The sequence below is a fragment of the Methylorubrum suomiense genome (genome assembly GCF_022179765.1).
Taxonomy (GTDB): domain Bacteria; phylum Pseudomonadota; class Alphaproteobacteria; order Rhizobiales; family Beijerinckiaceae; genus Methylobacterium; species Methylobacterium suomiense.
In genome coordinates this window covers 1-26,997 of the sequence record NZ_BPRE01000002.1, presented here as the reverse complement: position 1 = coordinate 26,997, position 26,997 = coordinate 1, and the positions used below count along the sequence as shown (strand labels likewise).

Sequence of the window (26,997 nt, the reverse complement as noted above, 5' to 3'; positions counted from 1 at the left end):
TCGTGCTACCGCGCGAAAAATTTCCTCTGCGACACAGGCGACCACGATGCCGCGCGACCACATCCGGGTGACCCGCGCCCTCCTCTCCGTTTCGGACAAGACGGGTCTCGTCGAATTCGCGACCGCCCTCGCCGGCCTCGGGGTCGAGCTGGTCTCGACGGGCGGCACCCACCGGGCGCTGTCCGAGGCCGGGCTCACCGTGACCGAGGTCGCTGAGCTGACGCGCTTCCCCGAGATGATGGACGGGCGGGTGAAGACCCTGCACCCGGCAGTCCATGGCGGTCTGCTCGCCGTCCGCGACAATCCCGAGCATCAGGCAGCGCTCGCCGCTCACGGCATCGGCGCCATCGACCTGCTCGTCGTCAATCTCTACCCGTTCGAGGAGACCCTGAAGGCGGGGCGGGCCTACGACGACTGCGTCGAGAACATCGATGTCGGCGGGCCGGCGATGATCCGCGCGGCGGCCAAGAACCACGCCGACGTGGCGGTGGTGGTCGACGTGGCCGATTACTCCGCCCTGCTCGACGAGATGCGGGCGGGCGAAGGCGGCATCAGCGCCGCAACCCGTCGCCGGTTGGCGCAGAAGGCCTTCTCCCGCACGGCGTCCTACGACGCCGCCATCGCCAATTGGCTCGCCGCAGAGGTGCCGACCCAGGAGGCCCCCGCCTTTCGCGCCCTGGGCGGTCGCCTCGGCCAGAGCCTGCGCTACGGCGAGAATCCGCACCAAGCGGCGGCCTTCTACCGTCTGCCCGGCACGCTGCGCCCCGGCATCGCCACCGCGCGACAAGTCCAGGGCAAGGAACTGTCCTACAACAACCTCAACGATACCGACGCGGCCTATGAATGCGTCGCCGAGTTCGACCCGGCCCGTACGGCGGCGGTGGCGATCATCAAGCACGCCAATCCCTGCGGCGTGGCGGAGGGTGCCGATCTCCTCACGGCCTACGAGCGGGCGCTGGCCTGCGATCCGACGTCAGCCTTCGGCGGCATCGTCGCCCTGAACCGCCCTCTCGATGCCGAGGCCGCGCGCAGGATCGTGGAGATCTTCACCGAGGTCATCATCGCCCCCGACGCATCGGACGAGGCGAAGGCCATCATCGGCGCCAAGAAGAACCTGCGGCTGCTGCTGGCCGACGGCCTGCCCGATCCGCGTGCGGCCGGCGAGACCGTCCGCACGGTGGCGGGCGGCTTCCTCGTGCAGGGACGCGACGCGTCGGTCGTCGACGACATGGCCCTGAAGGTCGTGACCCGGCGCCAGCCGAGCGAGGCCGAACGCGCCGACATGATCTTCGCCTATCGCGTGGCCAAACACGTCAAGTCGAACGCCATCGTCTACGCGAAGAACGGTGCAACGGTCGGCATCGGCGCCGGTCAGATGTCCCGGGTCGATTCCTCGATCACCGCCGCCCGCAAGGCGGCCGAAGCCGCCAAAAGTCTCGGCTTGGCCGAGAGCCTCGCCAAGGGCTCGGCGGTCGCCTCCGACGCCTTCTTCCCCTTCCCTGACGGCCTGCTCGCCGCGGCGGAGGCCGGTGCCACGGCGGTCATCCAGCCGGGCGGCTCGATGCGCGACGACGACGTGATCCGAGCCGCCGACGAGGCGGGTCTCGCGATGGTGTTCACCGGGGTGCGCCACTTCCGGCACTAGTGCCCCGGTTCTTTGACGGCCCATGGTCCGTTTTCGGTCCGATGCGGAGAGCGCCCGTTCGAAGGGAGGATCCGGGCTTCCGAGGAGATGATCCTTTCCTGGGAACGCGCGACGACTCGCCGAACTTGCTAGGTGCCCTCAGGTGACCCGCCCAAACGAACTCTTGGCCCCTGGAACCTCAGTCAAACGAAGAAGGGCCCCGCCATGAGGCGGGGCTCTTCTTCGTTTCGATCCCTGCGCGCCAATCAGTGCGCGTGCGCTTCCGCAGCGCCGATGCCGGTCTCCGAGCGCACGTACTGGGCGTCGAAGGCGGCGCGCTCGCGGTTGCCGCGGCGGGTCCGGTCGATCGTCGAAACCACCCAGATCGTCACGAAAGCGAGCGGCATCGAGAACAGGGCCGGATTGGCGTAGGGGAAGAGCGCCACCGGATGACCGAAGGTCTTCACCCAGACGGCGTCGGACAGCACGACCATGGTCACCGCCGCCACGAGCCCGACGAGACCGCCGATCAGCGCCCCCCAGGTGGTCGTGCCGCGCCACAGGATCGACATGGCGAGAACCGGGAAGTTGCAGCTCGCCGCCACGGAGAAGGCGAGGCCGACCATGAAGGCGACGTTCTGATTCTCGAAGATGTAGCCGAGGACGATCGCGACGATACCGATGCCGACGGCGGAGGCCTTCGACAGGTTCACCTCGGCCTTCTCCGTCGTCCGCCCACGGGCGAAGACCTGAGCGTAGAGATCGTGGCTGATCGCCGAGGCGCCGGCCAGCGTCAGGCCCGCCACCACCGCGAGGATGGTCGCGAAGGCCACCGCCGAGATGAAGCCGAGGAAGTACGGACCGCCGATGGCATTGGCGAGATTGACCGCGACCATGTTGGTGCCGCCGATCATGTCCTTGATCTTGTCGTAGGTCGTGCCGTCGGCACCGAGCTTGAAGTAGCTCGGATCCGACATCAGCAGGGCGATGCCGCCGAAGCCAATGATGAAGGTGAGGATGTAGAAGTAGCCGATGAGGCCGGTGGCGTAGAACACCGACTTGCGGGCGGCCTGAGCGTCAGAGACCGTGAAGAAGCGCATCAGGATGTGCGGCAGGCCGGCGGTACCGAACATCAGGCCGACGCCGAGCGAGATCGAGTCGATCGGGTTCGTCACGAGGCCGCCGGGCGCCATGATGGAATCGCCCTTGGGATGCGTCTGCACCGCCGTGGCGAACAGCTTCTCCGGGCTGAAGCCGTACCGATAGAGCACGGCGCCGGCCATGAAGGTCGCCCCTCCGAGGAGCAGGCAGGCCTTGATGACCTGCACCCAGGTCGTCGCCTTCATGCCGCCGAAGGCGACGTAGATGATCATCAGCGCGCCGACGAGCACCACAGCGTAGAGGTAGGGCAGACCGAACAGGAGCTGGATCAGCTTACCCGCGCCGACCATCTGAGCGATCAGGTAGAAGGCCACGACGACGAGCGTGCCGGTCGCCGAGATGATGCGGATCGAGGTCTGGTCGAGGCGGAAGCTCGCCACGTCCGCGAAGGTGAACTTGCCGAGATTGCGCAGGCGCTCGGCGATGAGGAATAGCACGATCGGCCAGCCGACGAGGAAGCCGGTCGAGTAAATCAGCCCGTCGAAGCCCGAGGTGTAGACGAGGCCGGAAATTCCGAGGAAGGACGCCGCGGACATGTAGTCGCCGGCGATCGCCAGAGAATTCGTGCCCGCCGAGATGCCGCCGCCCGCGGCATAGAAATCGGCCGCCGATTTCGAGCCCTTCGCGGCTCGATAGGTGATGCCGAGCGTGAACAGCACGAAGAACAGGAACATGCCGATGGCCGGCCAGTTCGTGGCCGATTGCTGGACCTGGCCCAGATCCGGCCCGGCGGCGAGCGCCGGAGCCGCGCCGAGCGCGAGGCCGGCGGCGAGGAGGGAGAGAAGACGGATCATTTCGCGAGGCTCCGGGCGAGGTCGGCCGAGAGCCGGTCGAAACGGGTGTTGGCGCGGGCGACGTAGATGCCGGTGAGGATGAACGCGAAGACGATCACGAACATGCCCATGTAGAAGCCGAGCGAGGCGGTGCCGCCGACCTTGGTGGCGAGCAGAGCCTTGTCGAAGGCGATCAGACCGATGAAGCCGAAATAGACGAACAGCATCAGGCCGGTCAGCACCCAGGCGTAGCGGTTGCGTTCCTGGACCAGCGTCTGAAAAATCGGATGCTGCGACACCCGGTCGAGCCGGTGATCGGGCTCGGGCATGTCGAGGGCGCCGGCACCGTGCAAGGTGCGGGCATCGGAGGTCGCGGGCGGACCTGCCGTGTGAACAACGCTCATGGAATCTCCTCCCATCCGTTTCCGCCCCGTCGCGCGGGCCGGCGGTTGGTTACTTTTATGGTTTCGGTTGAAAGTGGCGGCGCAGCGCCGCGTTCCCTTCCTCGGAAGGGCGGAAGGGTCGGGTTCGGCAGCGTGGCGTAGCACTGCCTCCCCACCTCAAACTCCTCCCCGGAGAGGGGGAGGAGGACGTTTGTCTCAGGTGCCTCGTCCGGGTCCCGCCTCAGGCCTTGGCGCGGTTCTGACGGTTCTCGATCAGGTCATCGACCACCGCCGGCTCGGCGAGGGTCGAGGTATCGCCGAGCGAGCCGAAATCGTCCTCGGCGATCTTGCGCAGGATGCGGCGCATGATCTTGCCCGAGCGGGTCTTGGGCAGGCCCGGTGCGAACTGGATCAGATCCGGCGAGGCGATCGGGCCGATATCCTTGCGCACCCAGGTCACGAGTTCCTTGCGAAGGGTGTCGTCGCCCTCCAGGCCCTCGTTGAGGGTGACGTAGGCGTAGATGCCCTGACCCTTGACGTTGTGCGGGTAGCCCACGACGGCGGCCTCCGACACCTTCGGATGAGCGACCAGCGAGGATTCGACCTCGGCCGTGCCCATGCGGTGGCCGGACACGTTGATGACGTCGTCGACCCGGCCGGTGATCCAGTAATAGCCGTCGTCGTCGCGGCGCGCGCCATCGCCGGTGAAGTAGAGGTTCTTGTAGGTCGAGAAGTAGGTCTGCTCGAAGCGCTCGTGGTCACCGTAAACGGTGCGCATCTGGCCGGGCCATGAATCCTTGATGCAGAGGTTGCCCTCGCACTTGCCCTCGAGTTCCTTGCCCTCGGCGTCGACCATGACCGGCTGCACGCCGAAGAACGGACGGGTTGCCGAGCCGGGCTTGAGCTTGGTGGCACCGGGCAGCGGGGTGATCAGGATGCCGCCGGTCTCGGTCTGCCACCAAGTATCGACGATGGAGCAGCGCTGCTCGCCGACCACGTTGTAGTACCATTCCCAAGCTTCTGGATTGATCGGCTCGCCGACCGAACCCAGCACGCGCAGGGACTTGCGCGAGGTCTTCTTCACCGGGCCTTCGCCACCACCCATCAGCGAGCGGATCGCCGTCGGCGCCGTGTAGAAGATGTTGACGTTGTGCTTGTCGACCACCTCCCAGAAACGGGAGTTCGACGGATAGGTCGGGATGCCCTCGAACATCAGCGTGGTCGCGCCGTTCGCGAGGGGACCGTAGACGATGTAGCTGTGCCCCGTGACCCAGCCGACATCCGCCGTGCACCAGTAGACGTCACCATCGTGATAATCGAACACGTATTGGTGGGTCATCGAAGCGTAGACGAGATAGCCGCCGGTGGTGTGCACCACGCCCTTCGGCTGGCCGGTCGAGCCTGACGTGTAGAGGATGAAGAGCGGGTGCTCGGCATCGACCGCCTCGGCCGGGCAATCGTCCGTGACCTGCTCGGCCGCCTCGTGGTAATAGACGTCACGGCCGGGCTCCATGGCGACGTTGCCACCGGTGCGCTGCACGACGATGACGTGTTCGACCAGGTCCTTCTCGACCCGCTTGATCGCCTCGTCGACATTGGCCTTGAGCGGCACCTTGCGACCGCCGCGCAGACCCTCATCCGCCGTGATGACGACCTTCGAGCCGCAGCCATTGATGCGGCTCGCCAACGAGTCCGGCGAGAAGCCGCCGAAAACGATGGCGTGGATGGCGCCGAGACGGGCGCAGGCCAGCATCGCGTAGGCGGCCTCGGGGATCATCGGAAGATACAGCGTGACGCGGTCGCCCTTGCCGACGCCGCGATTGCGCAGGACGTTGGCCATCCGGCACACTTCCGCGTGAAGCTGCCGATAGGTGATGTGCTTGGACTCGTTCGGATCGTCGCCTTCCCAGATGATCGCGGTCTGATCACCGCGGGTCTCGAGGTGCCGATCGATACAGTTCAGGGCGACGTTGGTCTTCCCGTCCTCGAACCACTTGATCGAGATATTACCCGGAGCGAAGCTGGTATTCTTGACCTTGGTGAAGGGCGTCGACCAATCGATGCGCTTGCCGTGTTCGGCCCAGAATGCATCGGGATCGGAGACGGACGCGGTGTACATATCCTTGTACTTGGCGTCGTCGATCAGTGCCCGCTCGCGCCAAGCATCCTGAACGTCGATGACCTTCTCGCTCATGTCGTTTCTTCCCTGAACGGTGCCCGATCGTATCGTGCCGGTGCACGCAGCCGGGGCTTCCAAGAAACTCTTAATCGCATGTGAAGAGGGCCGGCAAGCGCCAAAAAGTCGAGTTCGGGGATTTTGTGCAATCAAGTTGTACAAAATTTTCTTATGGACGACTTAATAGCGTGGGCGAACCTTGCTCAGGGCAGGTTCGCCGCGAATGCCGATTGCTCTCAACGGAGTAGATCGTGCCGAAGGGCAAGGGTCAGGCGGCCGGGAAAATCATCTCCACGAGGGTGCCCTCGTCCTTGCGGCTGCCGATGCGGAACCGGCCACGATTGGCCTCGACGAGCGCCTTAGTGAGTGTCAGGCCGAAACCGCCGCCCTCGGCCTCCGGAACCGGATCGCCCCCTTCGCGGAAGGGTTCGAGGGCACCGTTGAGCGCCGCCGGGGACATTCCGGGGCCGGTATCGCGGACCCGCAGGGCGATCTCGCCGGGATCTGCCAGGGTCGTCGAGACGATGACTTGGCCGCCCGCCTCCGAGACCCGGATGGCATTGCCGATCACGGATAGGGCGGCCTGACGGATGGAGCGCTCGTCGGCGAGGAGGGGCGGCAGGTCCGGGCCAAGGCTGGTGCGCACAACGATCCGGTCGCGGGCGGCCTGAGCCTGCATGGCGCCGATGCAGCCGGAAACGAGGTCGTTGAGACCGATCCGCGTGAAGCTCAAATGGAGCCCGGCCTGGAGGGCCGCCAAGTCTCGCAGATCGTCCAGGATGGCAGCGATGCGGCCGCCGGATTGGCGCACCTCGCGCAGATACGCCTCCAGACGCTCGCCATCGGCCCGGTCGAACCGGTCCGACAGCATCATGTCCGTCAGGGAAAGGATCGCGGTGAGTGACGGCCGTATCTCGCGTCCGACCCTGGCCAGCGCCCGGGCTTTCCAGGCATCCGCCGCACCCTCGCGCTCCGACGCGACCGGAAGCACCGCGGCGGGAGGCAGGGCGGGCTGCGCTGCGGTCACGACCTCCTCGTCGCGGATCTCCCTCAGGGAAGCGCAGTAGCCGGGCGCGTCCTCGCCGAACAACCGGGCGATGCGCAGCCGCAAGGCCGCTGCGCCCGAGCGCACGGTCACGCCGCGAAGCTCGCTGGCGCCGGAACGGCGCGAGTCGGTGACGGCGGCTTCCAGCGCCGGCAGGCTCTCCGGGGCGAACAGATCGGAGAAGCGCCCGCCGACGACCTCCTTCGGATGGGCATGAATCAGTTCGGCCGCGCTCGGATTGAGCCCGACCACGCGTCCCTCCGCGTCGAGGGTGACGACGCCCTCCTCGAGGCTGTCCAAGACCTTCTCGGCCCGCAGCCGCGCATCGTTCGGCGTAATCGGAGGGGCGGCCCTCTCGGTCTCGATAGCGCGCGCGAGGCAAACCGCGGCTGGCGCCCCATCCCAGTCGAGCCGCGCGTGATCCACCGTCAAAGCGGCGGTACCGCCATCGCCCCGCGCGAAGGGGATGGGCGAACCCGAGGCGCCGCCCCGCTCGTCCGGTGGCAGTCCACGGAACAGGTGGCGCAGGCCAGCCTCTCGCAGGGCCGCAAGGTCAGCGTAGCCGGTCAGCGCGAGGAAGGCGCGGCTCGCGAACAGGACGGCATCGTCACGATAGATCAGTACCCCGGCGGGCAGTTGCTCGAGGAGTTCGGCCATCGCGGCGCGGGCACGAGCCTCCGCTTCGGCGGCGCGCGCCGGCGGTGTCGGAAACGGCGTGACCGAACCGCCGGACACACCGTCCACCCGCTCGGTGTCCGACACCTCGCCCAGATCGGTCGTTTCGTCCGGGGCGAAGCGGAGGCCCAGCAGACGTGCGACCTCGCGGAAGGCCGCATGCTCGTTGACCGAGAGAGAGGTCGCCTCCGGCGGCGCACGGGTCAGATCGAGGTCCGGCGGCCCACTCACGTCCTCGGGTCGCGGATGACGGCCACGCAGCAACGCGAAGCCACCGAGACCCGCTTCCTCGCGCCCCGGACGACCCATCGGGGCGCCGCTAATCTCGATCTCGTGTTCGTAGGCGCGTCCCCGCACCACGAGCGGCAGACTCCGAAACGTGCGCTGAATCGGTTGGAGCAGCGGCTCAAGACCTGCGCCTTCGACGATTCCGTCCGCCGCGAGATCGGACCAGGCACGACCGGTGATCACCGCGGCAAGATCAGGATGGGTGCTCGAGACATGAGTCAGCACCCCATCCCCGTCGCTGCGCCAGACGAAGCGGATCGGCGGCTCGGAGATGGCTGACGGCGAGGAAGAAGGCCGGGACGCTGCCTCATCCTCGGCGACCTTCCCAATCGGCGTCAGACCCGGATCTGCGGCTGCCTCATGGGCCGCCTCCGCATGAGCCGCTTCCTCATGGCGTCCCACGGCCTCGTCGGCGACGGGCGATGCCTCGGATCCGAGATCGGACGGAATCGGCCCATGCGACTCCGAAGGCGCCTCCGCCGGCCGCAGAACCGGCAAGGCTCCGAGGGGAGAAAGCAAGAGAGCTTCGCGCGCCTCGTCGAGCATGGCGCGGGCCAGCAGGACGACGACCGGTGGGGCGACGCCGCGGGGATCGAGGCGCAGGCGCACCATGCGCGGGCGCGGTCCGAGGGAACCCGCACGCTGAACCTGATCGGCCAGACGCAGGGCAGGCATCACGACGCCGTCCATCGCCGCGATGCCCGCGCCGTACGCCGCGGCCGACCCGGCCGCGTGCAGGAGGCGTTCGGCGCGCGGGTCGAACACGAGGAAGGCGGCACCCTCTCGCGTGAGATGTGCCGTCATGACATCGCTCCGCCAGCGCTCGATCGCGCGGCGGACGGTCGCTTCACTGTCCGAGACGGGTCCCTGAACGGCGCGGTCCGACATCCGAACCCTGGTCAAGAGTGCCTCACATCAAGACGCCCGAACCATTCGGACATCGCGTTTCAGGCCCGGCGGCGCAGCGAGAGCCGTCCGCGAGACGCACCCCACTGGGTCCTCCCGGCCGCTTCTGCAACTTAATATGTCCCGGACATAGACACCGAAGCCTACCGACACACGTTTATCAACTGGTAACCCTAATGCGCAGCGCGGGGCTGGCAAAAGTGCCACCTACGCGCTATTGTGCAGTGCACAACGCGCGAATGCAACGAATCGATAGAGGAGACGAAACGTGGCCAATACCCCGAATTACGAAGTCCCGACCGAGATGCGCGACTTCGCCGAGAAGAGCGTCGAGCAGGCTCGCAAGGCGTTCGATTCGTTCATTGGCGCCGCGCGCCGCACCGCCGACACCGTGCAGGGCTCGACCGATCTCGCCCGGACCAACGCGTCCAACCTGTCGACCCGCGGCTTCGAATTCGCCGAGCAGAACGTGAACGCCGCCTTCGACCTGGCGCAGAAGCTCGTGCGCTCGCGCGACGTGCAGGAGGCGATGCAGCATCAGGCCGAGTACGTTCGCTCGCAATTCGCCGCGATCCAGGCCCAGGCCAAGGAGTTCGGTGGCCTCGCTCAGAGCGCCTTCCAGCAGAGCGCCGAGAACGCCAAGAGCGCGATGCAGCAGGGTGCCAACGAGGCGCGCTCCGCCTACGAGCAGGGCGTCGAGACCGCCCGCGAGAACGCGAACGACGCTCAGAAGGCTGCCAACAACCATCAGTGATGCCGTCGGGGCCTCGCCTCGACTCCATCGACGGCCCGCGCCCCCGGCGCGGGCCGTTTCGTTTGGGCGTGAAGGATGCCGCTTTTTCGCCGTCCGAGGACGCCAGGGTCCTAGGCCTCATCGACGCGCCATCGGCTGGAAGCCGCGAAGCGCCCAATCCGGAGTGCCTATCCCATGCGTCCCGTCCGTCGCCTCGGCCTCGCCGCCCTGGCCCTTTTCGCGGCCGGCAGCCTCGCCCCCGCCCATGCCCAGTATTACGATGACGGCTACGACCGTCCGCCGCCGCGCCGGATCTATCGGGAGCCCGATTACGGTCGCCCCCCGCCCCGACCGATGGGCTTGAATTGCGACGCGGTGCAGAACGGCATCAGCGGCACGCAGCCCTATTCCTGCCCGCTTCCGGGTCCGCGTCCCCTCGGCGCGCGCTGCTTCTGCGACATGCCGATTTCCTTCCTCAACGGTCCGCAGACCGCGGTCGGCCGCGTATCGCCTTGAAAGAAAAAGCCGCGCCGGAACTTGTCTCCGGCGCGGCTCACCAAGATCGTTTCAGAAGATGGGACGATCAGTTGACGATGACCGTCGCGCCGACCTTCACACGAGAATACAGGTCCGTCACATCCTCGTTGGTCATGCGGATACAGCCCGACGAAACCGCTTGTCCGATCGTATCCGGTTCGTTGGAACCGTGAATACGGTACTCGGAGCTGCCGATATACATCGCGCGGGCCCCGAGCGGGTTCTCGACACCGCCGGCCATGTAACGCGGCAGGTCGGGGCGACGGGCGATCATCGCGGCGGGCGGGGTCCAGCTCGGCCATTCGCGCTTGGCCGTGATCTTGTTCACACCGCTCCAGGTGAAGCCCGGGCGGCCGACTCCGACGCCGTAGCGCAGGGCTTGGCCATTGCCGAGGACGAGATAGAGACGCCGCTCGGCGGTCGAGACCACGATGGTGCCCGGAGCGTAGCGGCCGTTATACCCCACGACCTCGCGCGGAATGCGCTCGACCTGGGCCTGGGCGCCGGCAGAACCGTATCCGTAGCTTCCCTGCGCGGACGAGCTGCGCTGGCTGCCATACGGATCATAGACCGGCCAGCCGCTCTGGGACGACTGCTCGGTATCCAAATCCGCGTACTCTGAACTGAAGGGGTCGTAAGGCGCGGCGTGAGCCGAGCCGACGGCAAGAACACACATGCCGACGGCGCCGGCGACAACAGATGCCAAGGTGTTCATCGAGGGGCCTACCTGTGCAGTAACCTTTGCCATTTAAAGCGTGACTGTGGTTTTCTGGTTCCACGTCATTCGCAGATTTTGCACAGGTTGACCGTGTGGCGGTGCACAGGAGGCGTGACCGGCACTGAGGATCCAGTCTCAGGTGACTTCGTCGGTGTGAACGGCGAAATGCACGAGTTGCTGAAATCCGAAATTCGTGGTCAGCGCGCAATCGGTGGCGTCGCGCCCCCGCGCCATGACGATACGGCCGATGCGCGGTTTGTTGTGGCGCGCGTCGAAAGTGTACCAGCGACCGTCGAGATAGGCCTCGAACCACGCGGAGAAATCCATCGGATCGGGCACGGCCGGAACGCCGATATCGCCGAGATAGCCGGTGCAGTAGCGGGCCGGAATGTTCATGCACCGGCAGAGCGTGATGGCCAGATGGGCAAAGTCGCGGCAGACGCCGACTTGCTGCGTATATCCGTCATGGGCCGTACGGGTGGCGTCGGCTCTCATGTAGTCGAATCGAATTCGCTGGTGAACGTAGTCGACGATCGCCTGCACGCGCGGCCAGCCCAGGGGCGTCTGGCCGAACAACTCCCAGGCGACGGCCGAGAGCCGGTCGGTGTCGCAGTAGCGGCTGCCCATGAGGAAGACGAGGACATCGTCGGGCAGATCCTGCACAGCGGCCTGGGGAGCGAAGGGGACGACCGGATCGGGTAGACCCGAATCGCCGACGATGAAGTCCGCGGCGATCGCGAGATGCCCGACCGGGGCGAGGATGCGGGTGCAGAGATTGCCGAAGCCGTCGGTGTAGCGGTTTACCGGGACCGGCGGATCGAAGGTCACGGTCTCCGGCGTGATCAGATCCGGCACCCGGGATGGGTGCAGATTGAGCATCAGAATCATCGGCGTCGGCTGTGACGACTCGAAGGCAATGTCGAAGCCTGTCCGAATTCTCATAAGCTCGACCCACCTTTCGCCAACCGACCCGGCCGGGTCGGAATTGCAACCGAAGGGAGATTTGCAAGAGGCGCGCCCGACGGGCGACCCGAGGGCGTCAGGAGACCGGCGGCGTCGGGTCGCGGGTCGCCCGATCGGCTTCCTTCAGGACGTCGAAGGCGCGCCACGGCTTGGGGATGAAGACGGCGCCCTCCGGCAGATCGTCCCCCGGATCGAGATCGACGCCGGAGGTGACGACGAGGCGTGTGCAGGGCCAGAGAGTCGCTATGGCTCGAGCGAGTTGCATGCCATCCATGGCACCGGCCAGCCGAATGTCGGCGAAGACCAGGGCCACGTCGCCGCCGTGGTCTTGCAGATAGCTCAGCGCCTTCTCGGCATTGTCGCATCCGACGACGCGCAGATCCGTCTCCTCAAGCACGCTCTCGGCGAGGTCACGGGTTTCCTGCTCATCCTCGACGACGAGGGCGACGCGGCTCGACGGCGCACGATCCTTGGCATGGGCCGCGCGCTCGGCTCGGTCCACCCGGCGCACCAAGGCGGCGAGATGGTCGGGCAACCCCTCCGCCACGAGGTTGTCGTAGCACGAAGCCAGGGCCTGCCCGATCTGGTCGAGCTTCATGCCCGGCAGGAGCGGATCGTCGCCTCGCCCCTCGTACGGCCGATCTCGAAACGGACCCTTCAAGGCCGAAAACCCTCCTCTTCCAGGGGGCGGCCACCATCGGCCGCACACCACATCAAAGCGGGCGGAGGCCGGTGAGTTGCGTCCAGGGATGAAATTTGGAGGCCGCGCGGCCGGCGACCGCGGGGCGGATCGGTGCCTTACTGCACCGTGTCGGCGTCGGCGGTGAGAAGGAGACCGGCCACACTGCGCACGTCGCGGTAGCGGTCGCCGCGGGCGCTCATCATCGCCTCGAACTTCTGATGAACCTGCGCGACCGAGAGGCTCGCGGGCTTGCGATGGCGGCCCCGTCCGGTGGTGCCGGCGAAGAAGATCGAGCGGTTGGCCCGAGCGGGGCCGGGCAGCAGAGCCGCCGCCGCCGAGGTCGGCTTGTCGACGACCTGCGAAAGGAAGTTCTCGGCATCGTCCGGCCCGAGGAAGTGCGCGAGATAGACTTCGCCGAGGGACAATTCCCGGCCGATCTTGAGCGAGATGCGGGCGGCATCGCGCTTGAGCATCTCGCCCGCCATCAGGGCGGAGAGATAGGGGTCGCGGCGCATGTCGAGGATACGGGCCCGCTCGGACGGATCGACGATCATCGGCCGGTCGTTGGCATCGGAGACCACCAGGGCGGCGTCCTGAGCGTGGCCGTATTTCGAGCCGAAATCGCGGATCACGCCGAGCCAGGTGCGCTCGATGAACTGATACAGACCAGTGGCCGAAGAGGTCTTGGCCTGTACGGCGGTGATGAAGCTGGATTCCTTATCGGCCACCGCCATCAGCAGGACCGGATCGGTCTCGACCGCCTGGGCCGCCTTGACGATCGTCTGGACGATGTGGCGGCGGATCTTCATCGGCCCGAATTCGAGGATGTCGTTCGGGTCGCCCGTGGAGGTCTGCGACAGCAGGAAGTCGTAGGAGACACGGTCGACGGTGCCGGCGGTCAGATCGGTATCGAGGCCATCGACCGCGCGGAAGCTGGCGGAGGCCGCCACCACCGACGGAACCGGCGCCTCGACCGAGACCAGGTGGACCCGCGGCTTGGGCATCGTCAGTTCGGCCGCCTTGGTGGAGGCCTCGGCCCGTCCGAGATCGGTGCCGGCATTGAGCAGGATGGCGCTCAATCCGCCGGCCACCAGCGTCATGGTGAGAACGGAGCGCAGGAGCGCGGGGCGGCTGCCGTGGTCGCGGCCCGGGCGGGCGGCGACGCTGATGACGTCGGAGGAAGCGGTGCGGCGCCCGGGCTTGCGAGCGTCACGGGTGGTGCGCGGCGATCCGATCGTGCGGCCCTGCATCTGTATCGTCACCCATCCTGTCGTCGGTGCCGTCAGCGGCGTGTGGGCAACAGTTACGCCTTGGGATGTGGCACAAACACGGCCGAGGTTGTGGCATCCCCAGGGCAAGTCCGGGCGATTTGCGGGCAAGCTAAGCCATTTGGTCGAATTTCCCCGAAATCCTCCACAGGCTCGTCGGATCGAACGGCGCGCGATGTTACGAAACTTGGCCTTTTGCCGTGGCTGGCACGTCACAGGGCCGAGCATGGGCGCGGGGAAGACGCTGGATCAGCACAACCCCGCCCCATGAGCCACGAAATCACATGCCGAGTACGCGGCCAGCCACGGCGTCGAGCTTGGCGACGAGCGCCGGGTCGCGATGGGACGGTGCCGTCATGATGGCGCCGTCCAGCGCCCGGTGCGAGCCCGCCGGGCATTCCTCGCGCTCGGCCGGGAAGTCGAGGGCGACGCGGGCCACAAGTTGCGCAGCGCGGGCCGCATTGGCACGGGCCACCGCGACCACCGAGGCCACATCGACGCTGTCGTGATTGGGATGCCAGCAATCGTAATCGGTCACCATGGCGATGGTCGCGTAGGTGATCTCCGCCTCGCGGGCGAGCTTGGCCTCGGGCAGATTGGTCATGCCGATCACGTCGTAATTGGCAGCCTTGTACGACTTCGATTCGGCGAGACTCGAGAATTGCGGTCCCTCCATGCAGACATAGGTGCCGCCCTTGTGGACGGTGATGCCTTCGGCCTCGGCGGCTGCGGCGATGCGCTTCTGGAGCAGCGGACCGACCGGATGGGCGAACGGCACGTGCGCGACGCATCCGTTGCCGAAGAAGGACGTCTCGCGCGCCACCGTCCGATCCACGAACTGATCGACCAACACGAACAGGCCGGGATGCAACTCGTTGCGGAACGAGCCACAGGCAGAGAGCGAGATGATATCGGTCACGCCCGCGCGTTTCAGGACGTCGATATTGGCCCGATAGTTGATCCCGGAGGGCGAGAGGCGGTGCCCACGGCCGTGCCGGGGCAGAAACACCACCGTGGTCTCGCCAATGCGGCCGATGCGCAGCGCGTCGGACGGTTCGCCCCAGGGCGAGGTGATGGTCTCCTCGCGGACGTCCTCCAGACCGGGGAGATCGTAGACGCCCGAGCCGCCGATTACGCCGAGTATCGCTGCCGTCATGCGGTTCTTATCCCTTGTGCTGTGATGGTCTTTGCGCGGTCTCCGCGCCATCGGGCGCCCGCGTTCTGCGCACGGTCCGCCCGGGAGATCGTCGCCTCGTGACGCCTGTTCGGCGCCGAGAAGACCGCCTCGTTACCCATGGCAGGGCCATGAGGCCCCTTGCCGTCATTGACGGGTCTATCGATCGGCCGGCACCTTGAGAAACGTCGGGTCGGCGACGAACGCATCGGCGCGGGGCTGATCTCTCACGTGGCTTTCATAGCCACCCCATTCCCCTCAAGCAAACGGGCCCGCGAGGGGCCCGTTCGAGAGGTTCCGGAAGACGGGGCCGAAGCCCGTCAGTAGGTCTTGTGCAGTTCCGGCTGCAGTCCGTGGACCTCGCCGCCGACCTTCTTCCAGATCTGCTTCTTCACATAGTAGAGCAGACCGGCCAACACGATCAGGAACAGGATGACCCGCAATCCGAGAGCCTTGCGGGCCATCATGTGCGGCTCCGCCGCCCAGGCCATGAAGGCCGCCACATCGTGCGAGTACTGCTCCACCGTCTCCGGCACGACGGGCTCGCCCTTGTCGTTCTTCGGATAGGTGATCTGCCCCTCGCTGAGGGGGTTCGGCATCGCGATGACGTGGCCGGGATAATACTTGTTGTAGTAGCCGCTGCCGGGCATCTCGAAGCCCTTCGGCGCGTCCTCGTAGCCGGTCAGCAGCGCGTGGATGTAGTCCACGCCCTGTTCCGAGTAGCCGGTGAAGGGCAGCGCGTCGAAGACGAACCACGGGAAGCCGCGCTCGTAGGTGCGCGCCTTGGCGAGCACCGAGAAGTCAGGCGGCGCCTTTCCGCCATTGGCGGCGGCGGCGGCCTTGTCGTTCGGGAAGGGCGGCGGGAAGCGGTCGGCCGGGCGGGCCGCACGCTCCTTCTCGCTGCCCGAATCGTCCAGTTCCTTGACGCTGTAGGTTTCGGCCAACGCCTTGACCTGCGCCGCGGAGAATCCGGGGCCACCCGCTTCCGCGAGATTGCGGAAGGCGACGAGGCGCATCGAGTGGCAATTCGCGCAGACTTCCTTGTAGACCTGGAAGCCGCGCTGGAGCTGCGCCTGATCGAACCGGCCGAACATGCCGGCGAAGCTCCACTTCTCGCGGGGCGGGTTCGGGGCGTGGCCGTCCTCGGCCCGAAGAGAGGTGGAGCCGAGGGCCGCCGCGAGAAGGCCCGCGGCGGCGAGGAGGGCGATGCGCATACCGTGTCTCCTCGATCCGCTTAAGCGCGCTTGGCCGGTTCGGCCGCCGCGCCCGCGGGCATGCCCGATCCGCTCAGCTGCTTGCCCGGACCGGTCACGGTCTCGAGGATCGAACCCGGAAGGCGGTCCGGCGTCTCGAACAGGCCGACCAGCGGCATCACGATCAGGAAGTGGGCGAAGTAGTAGGCGGTGCAGATCTGCGAGGCGATCACGTAGCCACCTTCCGGAGGCTTGGCGCCGAGCCAGCCGAGGATGATGGCGTTGGCGGTGAACACCCAGAAGAAGATCCGGTAGACCGGCCGGTAGTTGCAGGAACGGACCCGCGAGGTGTCGAGCCAAGGCGCGAAGGCCAGGATCAGCACCGCGCCGAACATCAGAACCACGCCGCCGAGCTTATCGGGCACGGCACGCAGGATCGCGTAGAACGGCAGGAAGTACCATTCGGGCACGATGTGCGCCGGCGTCACCGACGGGTTGGCCGGGACGTAGTTGTCGGCGTGACCGAGATAGTTCGGCTGATAGAAGATGAACCACGCGAACAGGATCATGAACACCACCACGGCGAACACGTCCTTGATGGTCGCGTAGGGGGTGAACGGCACCGCGTCCTTGCTCGACTTGATCGGGATGCCGGCCGGGTTGTTCTGACCCGTGACGTGCAGCGCCCAAACGTGGAGCACCACGACGCCGGCGATCATCCACGGCAACAGGAAGTGCAGCGAGAAGAAGCGGTTGACCGTCGGATTGCCGACCGAATAGCCGCCCCAGAGCAGGCTCTGGATGGTGTCGCCGACGACCGGGATCGCCGCCAGGATGTTGGTGATGACGGTGGCGCCCCAGAAGCTCATCTGGCCCCACGGCAGGGTGTAGCCGAGGAACGCGGTGGCCATCATCAGCAGGTAGATGATGACGCCGAGCAGGTAGAGCACCTCACGCGGGGCCTTGTACGACCCGTAATAGAGGTTGCGGAAGATGTGGACGTAGACCGCCACGAAGAACATCGACGCGCCGTTGGCGTGCGCGTAGCGCAGCAGCCAGCCGTAATTCACGTCGCGCATGATATGCTCGACGCTCTCGAACGCGTTGGCGGCGCTCGGATCGTAGTGCATCGCCAGCCAGACGCCGGTGATAATCTGAATGCCGAGGAACGCGATCAAGATCGCGCCGAAGGTGTAGAAGTAGTTGAGGTTTCGCGGAACCGGAAAGGCCACGAAGGACGAGTGCACCAGGCCGACGAGCGGCAGGCGGGACTCGAACCACTTCGCGATGTGGCTCTTCGGGACGTAGGTCGAAGTCGCGTGTGCGCTGCTCATCGGGTGCCCGCTCCGGCTTCTCGTGTCCTGTTTCTCACGCGGCCGCCTTGCCGCCCTCTTCACCGATCGTGAGCTTGGTGTCGCTCGCAAAGGTGTAAGGAGGCAGCGGCAGGTTGGTCGGTGCGGGCCCGCGGCGAACACGTCCGACAGCGTCGAACTGCGAACCGTGGCAAGGGCAGGCCCAGCCCTCGAAATTGCCTGAATGGCCGATCGGCACGCAGCCGAGATGGGTGCAATTGCCGTAGGTGACGAGCCATTGGTCGTGGCCGGTCTTGACCCGATCGGCAAAGGGCGCCGGGTCGATCATCTGCGAGAGCGGCACGGCCTTCATGTCCGTGATCTCCTTCTCCGTGAGCTTGCGCACGAAGATCAGCTTTCCGCGCCAGAAGACGTTGACGATCTGCCCATCTTGGATCGGGCTGAGATCGACTTCGAGCGGGGCGCCGGCCGCGACGGTCGCGGCGTCGGGGGCCATGGAAGCGACGAAGGGCCATGCCACGGCGCCGGCTCCGACGGCCAATCCTGCTCCGGTCGCGAGAAACAGGAAATCGCGCTTGGTGCCCTCGGTCCCCGCGGTTGCGAGCGTGGCTGTCGTGTCCGCCAAGGTGCAACTCTCCCGTCAGTCGCCGCGCCGAAGCCTCTCATGCCGGGCTGCGGGGTAGATCCCCGCGCACGATCCTGGAGGCTTTCAAATTTGAACCTGATGCAATGGCAGACACCATCGCAGGGCGGCAATCAATGCGACCCGCCGTCACCGGATTGCCGTCTTTGTTTCGTTGGGCTCTCTGACACGTCAGATGCGAACGTGTCCAGACTGCAGAGCTTATCGTGCGGTGCGGTGCGGCAACGATCCCCCATGATCGTCACTCGCCTCACCCCCGCTCGGGTGCGCCCTGACCACCCCTTGCACCGCCGGAGACCGGGGGCGTAAACGACGCCTCGCAGAGGAGTTTCCGCGATGACCGACCGCCAGCCCGGGTTCAACACCCTCGCGATCCACGCGGGCGCGACCCCCGACCCGGCCACGGGCGCGCGGGCGACGCCGATCTACCAGACCACGAGCTTCGTGTTCGACGACGTCGATCACGCCGCCTCGCTGTTCGGGCTGCAAGCCTTCGGCAACATCTATACCCGCATCACCAACCCGACCAACGCGGTGCTGGAGGAGCGCATCGCGGCACTCGAGGGCGGCACTGCGGCCGTCGCCGTCGCGTCAGGCCACGCGGCGGAGTTCCTGACGCTGCACGCCCTCATGCAGCCCGGTGACGAGTTCGTGGCGGCCAACAAGCTCTATGGCGGCTCGATCAACCAATTCAATCATTCCTACAAGAACTTCGGCTGGCAGGTCGTCTGGGCCGACACCGACGATCCGGACTCGTTCGAGCGGGCCATCACGCCGCGCACCAAGGCGATCTTCTGTGAGAGCATCGCCAATCCGGGCGGCGTCATCACCGACATCGCGGCGCTGAGCGTCATCGCCAAGCGCCACAACATCCCGCTCATCGTCGACAACACGATGGCGAGCCCGTACCTGATCAGGCCGTTCGAGCACGGCGCCGACATCGTGGTCCACTCGGCCACCAAGTTCCTCGGCGGCCACGGCAATTCCATCGGCGGCCTTATCGTCGACGGCGGCACGTTCCAGTGGCAGGGTGACGAGCGCTACCCGATGCTCTCGCAGCCCCGTCCCGAATATGCCGGCATGGTCCTCGCCGAGACCTTCGGCAATTTCGGCTTCGCCATCGCGGTGCGGGTGCTGTCGCTGCGCGACCTCGGGCCGGCGCTGTCGCCCTTCAACGCCTTCCTGATCCTCAACGGCATCGAGACGCTGCCGCTGCGCATGCAGCGCCACTCGGACAACGCGCTCAAGGTCGCGACCTTCCTCGCTGGCCACGATCAGGTCGAGTGGGTGAGCTATCCGGGCCTGCCGACCGACAAGTATCATGCGCTGGCCCAGCGCTACACGCCGAAGGGCGCGGGTGCGGTGTTCACCTTCGGCCTGAAGGGCGGCTACGAGGCGGGCGTGAAGCTCGTCTCGAACCTGCAGCTCTTCAGCCATCTGGCCAATATCGGCGACACGCGCTCATTGGTGATCCACCCGGCTTCGACCACCCACCGCCAGCTGACCGACGCGCAGAAGACCGCCGCCGGTGCCGGCCCCGAGGTGGTGCGCCTGTCGGTCGGCATCGAGGACCCGCAGGACCTGATCGACGATCTCGACGGCGCCCTACGCGCCTGAGGGGCTGGCGAGGCGGAACGCATCCCGCCAGTCGCCGCCATCGACGAGGCGAAGGCCCGCCCGATGCATCCGGGCGAGCTGCTGCCGGTCGGGAAAGCCGCGATAGGGCAGGACCGGCACGCGCCGGCCCTCCGGTACGGCGCCCCGCACGGCGATGTCGGCGAGGACGCCTTCGAGCAAAGGGCGCCCGCGCTCGTGCAGCCATCGCGCGGCACGGGTGGCACTGGTTCCGGGCGGCAGGGTCACCGCCTCCTGCGCCAGGATCGTCCCAGCGTCGATCTCTGCGGCGAGCCGGTGGACGGTGACGCCGAAAGCCCCCTCCCCGTCGGCGAGCGCGTGCAGCGTCGGGGTCGGGCCGCGATGGAGCGGCAGCAGGCTCGGATGAACGTTGACCCCGCCGAGGGGAGCCCGGCCGAGGGTCACCGGTGAGAAGATCTGATCGAAGTGGAACGAGACGATCAGATCGGGCGCATGCGTCGCGAAGGCGGCGGCGATCTCCGGTCCGTTCACGTCATCGACCCGCATTACCGAAATGCCGAGCCGCCGACAGAGCGGCGCGAGCGGCGTCGCTTCCGGGGGACCGTGACGCGCCAACCTGCTTGCCGCGCCGTTGACGAGGTCCGGTAGGCCGAAATTGACCGCGAGATAGGGCAGGACGCGCGGCCCCGAGCGGACCAGATGACGGCGCACCTGCGCGACGAGGCCACCAGCCGAAGGCCGCTCGGCGTGAGAGAGACCGACGAAGGCAATGTGGTCGGCGTGGTCGGCCACGAAACGGCGGAGCGCCCGGGCGTTCGGCAGCGCTTCCAGCGCGAAGACGGCGAGCCGCGGCAGCCCCATCAGCGTCGCGGCCGGTTGCGGAAGCGCAGGCCGTGCAGGCCGAGGCTGCGCACGCGTTCGGGCACCAGCAGCGCTCCGCGGGCGAGCGCCGCCAGCGGCCAGGGAAAGGCGATCACGTCGCGGTCGCGCTCCAGCCCCCGCAGGATGCGCCGAGCGGCCTCGTCGGCGCTCATTTCCAGGGGGCGCCACCCCTTGATCACGCCGCCCATCGGCGTCTTCACATAGCCCGGCGTCACGACGCTGACCGAGACGCCGAGCGGCCTGAGCTTGGCTCGCAGCGCCAGACCATGCGCGAGGAGCGCGGCCTTCGCCCCACTATAGGCCGGCGCGTCCGGCAGCGGCGCGTAGGCCGCGAGCGAGGAGACCAGGGCGATCTGCCCGCGTCCGCGCCGCGCCATCGCCGTGACGCTCGGGAGCATGATGTTGAGGGCACCGGCATAGTTGATGTCGGCGGTCTCGAACGCCGTTTCTTCGGATTCGAGATCGCCGGAGGGATGGCCGCCATTGACCGCCGCATTGACGATCACGAGGTCGAGCGGGCTCTCGGCATCGAGCGCCCGCAGCCATGCGCCGACCGTCTCCCGCTCGCGCACATCGAACAGGCCGGTGCGCACGTCCGCGCCAAAGCCCCGACACGCAGCGGCTACCGCGTCGAGGCGTGCGCCATCGCGACCGGTCAGGATCAAGCGAGTTTCGGGGCGCTGCGCGTAACAGCGCGCCAGGGCGGCGCCGATGCCGCTGGAGGCTCCGGTGATGAGGATGACGGGCATGGGGAGGGGATGAGGCGGCGGTTCTCGCTTGTAAACCCCGCCGGGCTCGCGATCAGTAGGCGGGCGACAGCCGCCCGGCCTCGTCGGAACCCTCCCGTCGGTCGCGGGCATAGGCGAGCGATGCGGACGGCAAGGTCGCTTCGAGCCGCGGCACCGCTCCGGCGACGGCCCGTTCGATGGCGGAGGGCGAGAAGTAGCCGCCATTGATCTGGGTTCGATGCATGACGACCCGACGGAAATCCTCCATCAGCTCCCGGTCGGGCGCCTTCGGGTCTCCCCAGAAGGTGTCGATGTCGCCTTGGTGCGTCAGGCCCGGCATGTTGTAGACCGCCTGCCCGAAAGCCAGGGTCGGGCGGCCACGCTCCAGCGCCAGCATGCCGACCGTCGAATTCACCAGCACGACGCCGCGGCTGCCGTCGATGAGCTTGGGCAGGTCGCCGCCGTCGATGAAGTCCAGGCGGTCGTTGCAGCCGTGACGCTTGGCGGATTGGCGGGCCCGCTTGCGCCAATTCATGATCCCGCTGTCGAGCGGATGCAGCTTCACCAGCAGGCGCGTCGGCGCGCTCGAATGTCGGGCGAAGGAAGCGATCACCCGGTCCATGAAGCCCTCGACGCCGAGAAACGGCGAATGGACCCGGATCTGGTAGTCGCTGTCGAGTTGCAGCGGCAGGAGGAAATAGTCGGCGTTGATGGCCTCGTAGGACTCGCCGATGCGCGCCGCCTCGCGGCGGGTGCGCTGGCGGCGGACGAACTTCTTGATCCAGCCGCCATATTCCGCGGCGATATGGTTCGGCCGGTGGCTGCGGAAGCCCGGATAGAGATACGGAAAGCCGATATTGGCGATGTTGAAGCCGATATCCCAGAGGCTGCGGCGGGCCATGTCGCCGGTCAGGGGCATCGCGCGCCCAGCCTGCGGCAGCCGGCGCGCGATGGCCCGGATCTCCTCGGCCGTCTTGGGCATCGGGGAATTGCCGTTCACCCCACCCTGCTCACAGGTGATCCAGTAGGGACGGATATAGCCCTCCTCGAACACATGGATGCGCACGCCCATCGGTTTGGCCACGAGGATGGCCGCCTGATGATAGGGCCGGCAATCGCCGAACAGCACGATGTCGGTGACGCCGTGCTCGCGAATATAGGTCTCGATGTGAGCGTCCCAGCCGTCGCGACTGCCGCGGTAATGGTCGGCCGGCAAACGCCAGAACAGCCAGTCGCCGGCGGAGAAGTTGATCCGGCGGACATTGTATCCGCGCTGGCGCAGGGCCCGACCGAGCTCGGAGAAGAACGGAGACGCAATTCCCTGCAGGAACAGGAACGTGGCAGCATGGCTGCCCGAAGCGTCTGCGCGAGGCTGCGTCATTCCGAGGCGCGGGGTCCCTGATCGCGGGGGGCAGCGGGGTGACGGCGTCTGAAAGCAGACGCGTCGCATGTCGTCTCGGCTGCCCGCAACCGCGGCGCCGGGACCCAAACACAATTCACGGTCTCCGTTGCCGGCCCGCCACATCCGCGGCCGGAACCGTTTCTCTCTCCCGCCCGAATGCGGCTCGCTTATGTCCGATTCGAGGAGCATCCCCGCAATCCCCGTAATTCCGATCGGTCCTCGCGCCGGAGCACCCCATGGGCTATGGCGAGCCCGCCATGGCCGATGCGCTCCATCCTGAGCCGCGCGGGGCTTCCGCCCTGCCCCGCTCCTTCCTGCCGTTCGGCCGGCCGCTGCGTCGCCTCGGCGCCGAGATCGAAGCCTGCACGGGTCTAGCGCTGCGCCTCGACCGGCTCGGCGCCCCGGCTTTCTGGACGCCTGGCACAGCCTTCCCCTCCGCGCGCCGGACCGCTCTTCTGCGCGTTGCACCGGGCCCCTTGCTCAGCCCCTACGATTCCCCCGCCGCCGGCTTCGCGAGCCTGCGCCTGAGCTTTGGGGGTCGCCCGCTCGGGGGGAGTCCACTCTCGCCGGATCTCGCGAATGCCCTGCGTGGCGCGGGCCTGAGCGGCTTCAATCGCTTTCCGCCCGGTGCGGCGGCCGGATTGTTTGGAGACGGCGTTCCGCGATCCCTCGCGTTGATCGACCCCGATCTTGCCGCGTCCCGCCGCGCGGCGACCTTCGTCGGGCGGTTGCTGAAGGCGTTCCCCGACGAGCGCTTCCTCGCCGCCGGTCCTGAAGGGTGTGCCCCCGCCGGCCTGCCCGAGGATCCGCGCCTCACGGTGCTCGCCGACCCCGTCGATCCATTCACGCTGTTTCCGCTCGCCGCACGGATCCACGTCGCGTCGACGGCCGCCGCCTGCGAAGCGCATCTGTGCGGTTACCCGACCCTGTGCACCGATCCCGCTTCGGGTCCGGTCCCGGCGGATGCCGCCGGATCGCTCGCCCTTCGCTTCGGCCCCGGCGTGCATGCCTTCGATCCGTGGACCCGTCGGCCGATCCCCCTCCTCGAGGCGGTCGAGCGCGTTGCGTGGCTGCGCGAGCGCTTTCGCGGAAACGGTCGCCGGGTCGTTCTCGTCGGCGTCTCGGGCTGGAAGCGGGAGGCCCTCGACTGCTTCGCGGCAGGCCCCGGTGGGCCGCCCCTGCACAGCATGCGGGCGGAGGAGGCCGTGGCCCTCGCCCGCCGCCACGATGGCGCGGTCTGGGCCTGGGCGACGCGCTGTCCGGAGACCCTGCCGCAGCTCTGCGCCGAGGCCGGGCTGCCCTTTGCCCGCGTCGAGGACGGCTTCCTCCGCTCCGTCGGCCTCGGGGCGAGCCTCAAACCCGGCGCATCCATCGTCGTGGATGATCGCGGCATCTATTACGATCCGCGGGTCGAGAGCCGGTTGGCGCATCTCCTCAAGCAGACGGTGTTCGCGCCGGACCTCGTCGAACGGGCGGCGAGGCTTCGCGCGGCGATCGTGGCGCGGCGCTTGAGCAAGTACAATGTCGGGCTTGCCGCCCCTGACGGCTTTCCCGAAGGACGGCGCATCGTTCTGGTGCCGGGCCAGGTCGAGGACGACGCCTCGGTGCTGACCGGCTCGCCGGAGGTGCGTGGCAACCTCGCGCTCCTCAAGGTCGCCCGCGCCCGCAACCCGGATGCCTTCCTGGTCTACAAGCCGCATCCCGATGTCGAGGCGGGCTTCCGGCCGGGCGCGATCCCCGAAATCGAGACGCGCAAGCTGGCCGACCGTGTCGTCACCGGCCTGTCGATCGTCGACCTCCTCGACCGGGTCCACCATGTCGAGACCATGACGTCGCTGGCCGGCTTCGAGGCGCTGATCCGGGGCCTCACCGTGGCGACGCATGGGCGTCCATTCTATGCCGGCTGGGGTCTGACCGAAGACCTCGCACCGGGGGCGGATCGCGGCCGAACACTCGACCTCGACGCATTGGTGGCCGGGGCGCTCATCCTCTATCCGCTCTACCTCGATCCGGTGGCGATGAAGCCGTGCACGCCGGAGCAGCTGCTCGACCGTCTGAGCGAGGCTCGCGCCCAGGCTCCCGCGACGGCGCTCGCGCTCAAGGCCCTGCCCCATGCCATGATGCGGGCCCGCTACGCTCTGCTCAACCCGATCCTGCGCCGCCTGCGAGCCCGCCGCGGCGTCGGGCCGGGGCGCTGACGCGATGGGTTTCGCCCCCCTGCTAGTGCCGCTTGCCATCGCGATCGCCACCTCCTTCACCGTGGAGGCCGTGTTCGGCGCGCGTCGCCCGAGCCTGCGGCCCGGCGATCTCACCGTGCGCGGTCTCGGCTACGCCCTTCTGACGGTGTTCTGGTTCCAGTTCTCGTGGCGGCCCTGGCTCGCTGCCGCCTCCTGCCTTCTGACCGTCGCGATCCTGGCGGGCGTGGACCGGCTCAAGCGGCGGGTGATCGGCGAGCCGCCGGTTTTCAGCGATCTCGCCCTGTTGGCGCAGGTGCCGCGTCATCCCGAGCTATACTATACGCGCTCCCCCACCGATCCCCGCATGGCCGTACCCCTTCTCCTGGGGCTCGGTGTCATCGCGGCGTGGTACGCCCTCGAACCGACCGTCCTGCCGGATGGAGTCCTCGCCCTCGCGGCGGCGGCGGCCCTGCCCATGGGGTTCCTGGCCGTGGTGGCGGCATTCCGGACGCCGCTCGGGCGCGCTTTCCTGCGCCCCCTGTTTCCGCGTCCCGACCTGATGGCGGACGTGGCACGCTACGGGGTCGTCGCCACGATGATGGGCTACGCCCTGCGCCGGGCCGACGAGGCCATTGAACCGCCTCCGGCCATTCCCGTCCTCGCCCCCGGCGACACGGAGACCGAGCTTCTGGTGGTCGTCCAGCTCGAATCCTTCCTCGACCCCGTGCGTCTCGGCGGTGCGGCCCTTCCCCTTATGAACCGCATTCGCATGGAGGCGGCGCAGTACGGACAGCTCGCGGTGCCGGCCCACGGCGCCTACACCATGCGGACCGAGCACGCGGTGCTGACGGGGCGCGACCCGGACAGCCTCGGCTTCGGCCGCTACGATCCCTATCTCGCCCGCGGCGGCGACGAGCCGACGAGCTTGGCCCGGATCGCCCGCGCCGCCGGCTTCGCCACGATCTTCGTTCACCCCTTCCATCGGGATTTCTTCAGCCGGGCGCGGGTGTTCCGCCGCCTCGGCTTCGGTCGTCTCATCATGGAAGACGATTTCGCCGGCGCGCCTCGGATCGGCCCCTACATCGCCGATGAGGCCCTTGCGGAGCGCATCCTCGCCGAAGTGGAAGGCGGCGGGCGACGCTTCGTCTTCGCCGTGACGATGGAAAATCACGGTCCCTGGACGGAGGGGCGTCTGCCCGGGATCGCGCCGGGACTTGCGCAATACCTCCACCATGTCGCGGATACGGGCCGTGCGGTCGAGCGCCTGATCGACGGTTTGAGAGGGCGTCGCGCGACCCTCTGCGTGTTCGGCGACCACGCTCCCTCGCTTCCCGAATGCCGTCCCCGTCCAGAGGGACCTGTCGCGACCGATTACGCCGTGTTCCGCTTCCCGAATGCGGCGGACCGGCAGCCGGAGCGCGTGGACGTCACGGCGGCGCAGCTCGGCTGTCTCCTGCGGGACGCACTCGCCGCAAAACGACCGGGATGAAACCGTCAAGCGTAACCGTGCCACGGTGGTGACGCATTGGTGCCGGACCGCTCGCCGCCGTCGGCGCCCCCGCGCGCCGACGCGGCTGGTCAAGGCACCGTTAAATGGATCGAAGCATATCTCCGGCCAAGCTCGGTCGGCAGGAACCGGGCAGCCGGTCTGCCAAGAGCCGGATGGAGAGTTCCATGACCCGTGCGGCTTCCCGCGCTACCGCCCTCACGATCCTGACCGCGTTCGCGGTGTCGGGGTGCTCGGTGCTTCCGACCTCGGGGCCGACGGCGCGGGCGATCGACGGGGGCGCCGACATCGCCACCGCCGAGGGCGTGCTGGCCCGCTACGAGATCATCGACGTCGACTCCGCCATCGTCGAGGCCCTGCGCACCCGCCCGCTCGACAGCCTCCTCGTCACCTTCGGCGACAACCGCCCCGCCGCCACGCCGCTCATCGGCGTCGGCGATTCCGTGGCCG

Annotated in this window: 21 protein-coding genes and 1 pseudogene; 7 read left to right on the top strand and 15 right to left on the bottom strand. The window is 67.6% G+C overall.

Features of this window, described 5'->3' with window-relative positions:
• Positions 1-46: 46 nt before the first annotated feature.
• Positions 47-1,645 (top strand): bifunctional phosphoribosylaminoimidazolecarboxamide formyltransferase/IMP cyclohydrolase, encoded by a 1,599-nt coding sequence (gene purH / locus MFF26_RS03385; protein ID WP_137828537.1) that lies wholly within the window; start codon positions 47-49, stop codon positions 1,643-1,645.
• A gap of 245 nt (positions 1,646-1,890) precedes the next feature.
• Here purH and MFF26_RS03380 read toward each other — a convergent pair whose 3' ends face one another.
• The 4 genes from MFF26_RS03380 to MFF26_RS03365 all read right to left on the bottom strand — a co-directional run bounded on the left by MFF26_RS03380 (position 1,891) and on the right by MFF26_RS03365 (position 8,929).
• Positions 1,891-3,579, bottom strand: a complete 1,689-nt coding sequence (locus tag MFF26_RS03380; protein ID WP_137828536.1) for a cation acetate symporter — start codon at positions 3,577-3,579, stop codon at positions 1,891-1,893.
• Positions 3,576-3,962 (bottom strand): DUF485 domain-containing protein, encoded by a 387-nt coding sequence (locus MFF26_RS03375; RefSeq protein WP_137828535.1) that lies wholly within the window; start codon positions 3,960-3,962, stop codon positions 3,576-3,578. Before MFF26_RS03375 ends, MFF26_RS03380 begins: the two co-directional genes overlap by 4 nt.
• A 220-nt stretch (positions 3,963-4,182) precedes the next feature.
• Positions 4,183-6,135 carry an acetate--CoA ligase gene (gene acs / locus MFF26_RS03370; protein WP_137828534.1) on the bottom strand — a complete coding sequence of 651 codons (1,953 nt, stop codon included), beginning with the start codon at positions 6,133-6,135 and terminating at the stop codon, positions 4,183-4,185.
• Positions 6,136-6,385: 250 nt separating this feature from the next.
• On the bottom strand, positions 6,386-8,929 hold the full coding sequence (locus MFF26_RS03365) for a sensor histidine kinase (RefSeq protein WP_308447726.1): 2,544 nt from the start codon (positions 8,927-8,929) through the stop codon (positions 6,386-6,388).
• Positions 8,930-9,299: 370 nt separating this feature from the next.
• On the opposite strand from MFF26_RS03365, the gene MFF26_RS03360 reads away from it, so the two are divergent.
• Positions 9,300-9,785 carry a phasin gene (locus MFF26_RS03360; protein WP_238307463.1) on the top strand — a complete coding sequence of 162 codons (486 nt, stop codon included), beginning with the start codon at positions 9,300-9,302 and terminating at the stop codon, positions 9,783-9,785.
• 174 nt (positions 9,786-9,959) lie between these two features.
• Positions 9,960-10,280 carry a hypothetical protein gene (locus MFF26_RS03355; protein ID WP_137828531.1) on the top strand — a complete coding sequence of 107 codons (321 nt, stop codon included), beginning with the start codon at positions 9,960-9,962 and terminating at the stop codon, positions 10,278-10,280.
• 67 nt (positions 10,281-10,347) lie between these two features.
• Here MFF26_RS03355 and MFF26_RS03350 read toward each other — a convergent pair whose 3' ends face one another.
• The 8 genes from MFF26_RS03350 to petA all read right to left on the bottom strand — a co-directional run bounded on the left by MFF26_RS03350 (position 10,348) and on the right by petA (position 18,237).
• Positions 10,348-11,016 carry a L,D-transpeptidase gene (locus MFF26_RS03350; RefSeq protein WP_137828530.1) on the bottom strand — a complete coding sequence of 223 codons (669 nt, stop codon included), beginning with the start codon at positions 11,014-11,016 and terminating at the stop codon, positions 10,348-10,350.
• Positions 11,017-11,154: 138 nt separating this feature from the next.
• Positions 11,155-11,961, bottom strand: coding sequence for a transglutaminase-like domain-containing protein (locus MFF26_RS03345; RefSeq protein WP_238307462.1), 807 nt, complete (start codon positions 11,959-11,961; stop codon positions 11,155-11,157).
• Between the two features lie 97 nt (positions 11,962-12,058).
• The gene (locus tag MFF26_RS03340; RefSeq protein ID WP_137828597.1) at positions 12,059-12,580 is read right to left on the bottom strand and encodes a response regulator; all 522 of its coding nucleotides are present in this window, start codon (positions 12,578-12,580) and stop codon (positions 12,059-12,061) included.
• A gap of 200 nt (positions 12,581-12,780) precedes the next feature.
• On the bottom strand, positions 12,781-13,914 hold the full coding sequence (locus MFF26_RS03335; protein ID WP_137828596.1) for a transglycosylase SLT domain-containing protein: 1,134 nt from the start codon (positions 13,912-13,914) through the stop codon (positions 12,781-12,783).
• 298 nt (positions 13,915-14,212) lie between these two features.
• The gene (locus MFF26_RS03330; RefSeq protein ID WP_137828528.1) at positions 14,213-15,088 is read right to left on the bottom strand and encodes an S-methyl-5'-thioadenosine phosphorylase; all 876 of its coding nucleotides are present in this window, start codon (positions 15,086-15,088) and stop codon (positions 14,213-14,215) included.
• 338 nt (positions 15,089-15,426) lie between these two features.
• Complete coding sequence (locus MFF26_RS03325; RefSeq protein WP_137828527.1) at positions 15,427-16,320, bottom strand: cytochrome c1; 894 nt, start codon at positions 16,318-16,320, stop codon at positions 15,427-15,429.
• A gap of 20 nt (positions 16,321-16,340) precedes the next feature.
• Positions 16,341-17,633 carry a cytochrome b gene (locus MFF26_RS03320; RefSeq protein WP_137828526.1) on the bottom strand — a complete coding sequence of 431 codons (1,293 nt, stop codon included), beginning with the start codon at positions 17,631-17,633 and terminating at the stop codon, positions 16,341-16,343.
• Positions 17,634-17,667: 34 nt separating this feature from the next.
• The gene (petA, locus tag MFF26_RS03315; RefSeq protein ID WP_137828525.1) at positions 17,668-18,237 is read right to left on the bottom strand and encodes a ubiquinol-cytochrome c reductase iron-sulfur subunit; all 570 of its coding nucleotides are present in this window, start codon (positions 18,235-18,237) and stop codon (positions 17,668-17,670) included.
• A 354-nt stretch (positions 18,238-18,591) separates the two neighbouring features.
• Between petA and MFF26_RS03310 the strand changes: the two genes are divergently transcribed.
• Entirely contained in the window at positions 18,592-19,872 is a 1,281-nt protein-coding gene (locus MFF26_RS03310; protein ID WP_137828524.1) for an O-acetylhomoserine aminocarboxypropyltransferase, read from the top strand.
• On the opposite strand, the gene MFF26_RS03305 is transcribed toward MFF26_RS03310, so the two are convergent.
• The 3 genes from MFF26_RS03305 to MFF26_RS03295 are packed head-to-tail and all read right to left on the bottom strand — an operon-like array spanning position 19,861 to position 22,842.
• On the bottom strand, positions 19,861-20,712 hold the full coding sequence (locus MFF26_RS03305) for a formyl transferase (RefSeq protein WP_137828523.1): 852 nt from the start codon (positions 20,710-20,712) through the stop codon (positions 19,861-19,863). The genes MFF26_RS03310 and MFF26_RS03305 overlap by 12 nt on opposite strands.
• Positions 20,712-21,482: an SDR family NAD(P)-dependent oxidoreductase gene (locus tag MFF26_RS03300; protein WP_137828522.1), complete on the bottom strand. Its 771-nt coding sequence runs from the start codon at positions 21,480-21,482 to the stop codon at positions 20,712-20,714. The genes MFF26_RS03305 and MFF26_RS03300 overlap by 1 nt, the downstream gene beginning before the upstream one ends.
• A gap of 52 nt (positions 21,483-21,534) precedes the next feature.
• The gene (locus MFF26_RS03295; protein WP_137828521.1) at positions 21,535-22,842 is read right to left on the bottom strand and encodes a capsule polysaccharide biogenesis protein; all 1,308 of its coding nucleotides are present in this window, start codon (positions 22,840-22,842) and stop codon (positions 21,535-21,537) included.
• A 257-nt stretch (positions 22,843-23,099) separates the two neighbouring features.
• Between MFF26_RS03295 and MFF26_RS03290 the strand changes: the two genes are divergently transcribed.
• The 3 genes and pseudogenes from MFF26_RS03290 to MFF26_RS03280 form a co-directional block, all read left to right on the top strand.
• Positions 23,100-25,061 carry a capsular polysaccharide export protein, LipB/KpsS family gene (locus MFF26_RS03290; protein ID WP_238307461.1) on the top strand — a complete coding sequence of 654 codons (1,962 nt, stop codon included), beginning with the start codon at positions 23,100-23,102 and terminating at the stop codon, positions 25,059-25,061.
• Positions 25,062-25,065: 4 nt separating this feature from the next.
• Positions 25,066-26,529, top strand: coding sequence for an LTA synthase family protein (locus MFF26_RS03285; protein ID WP_137828520.1), 1,464 nt, complete (start codon positions 25,066-25,068; stop codon positions 26,527-26,529).
• A 185-nt stretch (positions 26,530-26,714) separates the two neighbouring features.
• Positions 26,715-26,997, top strand: a pseudogene (locus MFF26_RS03280) (polysaccharide biosynthesis/export family protein); the annotation flags it as partial.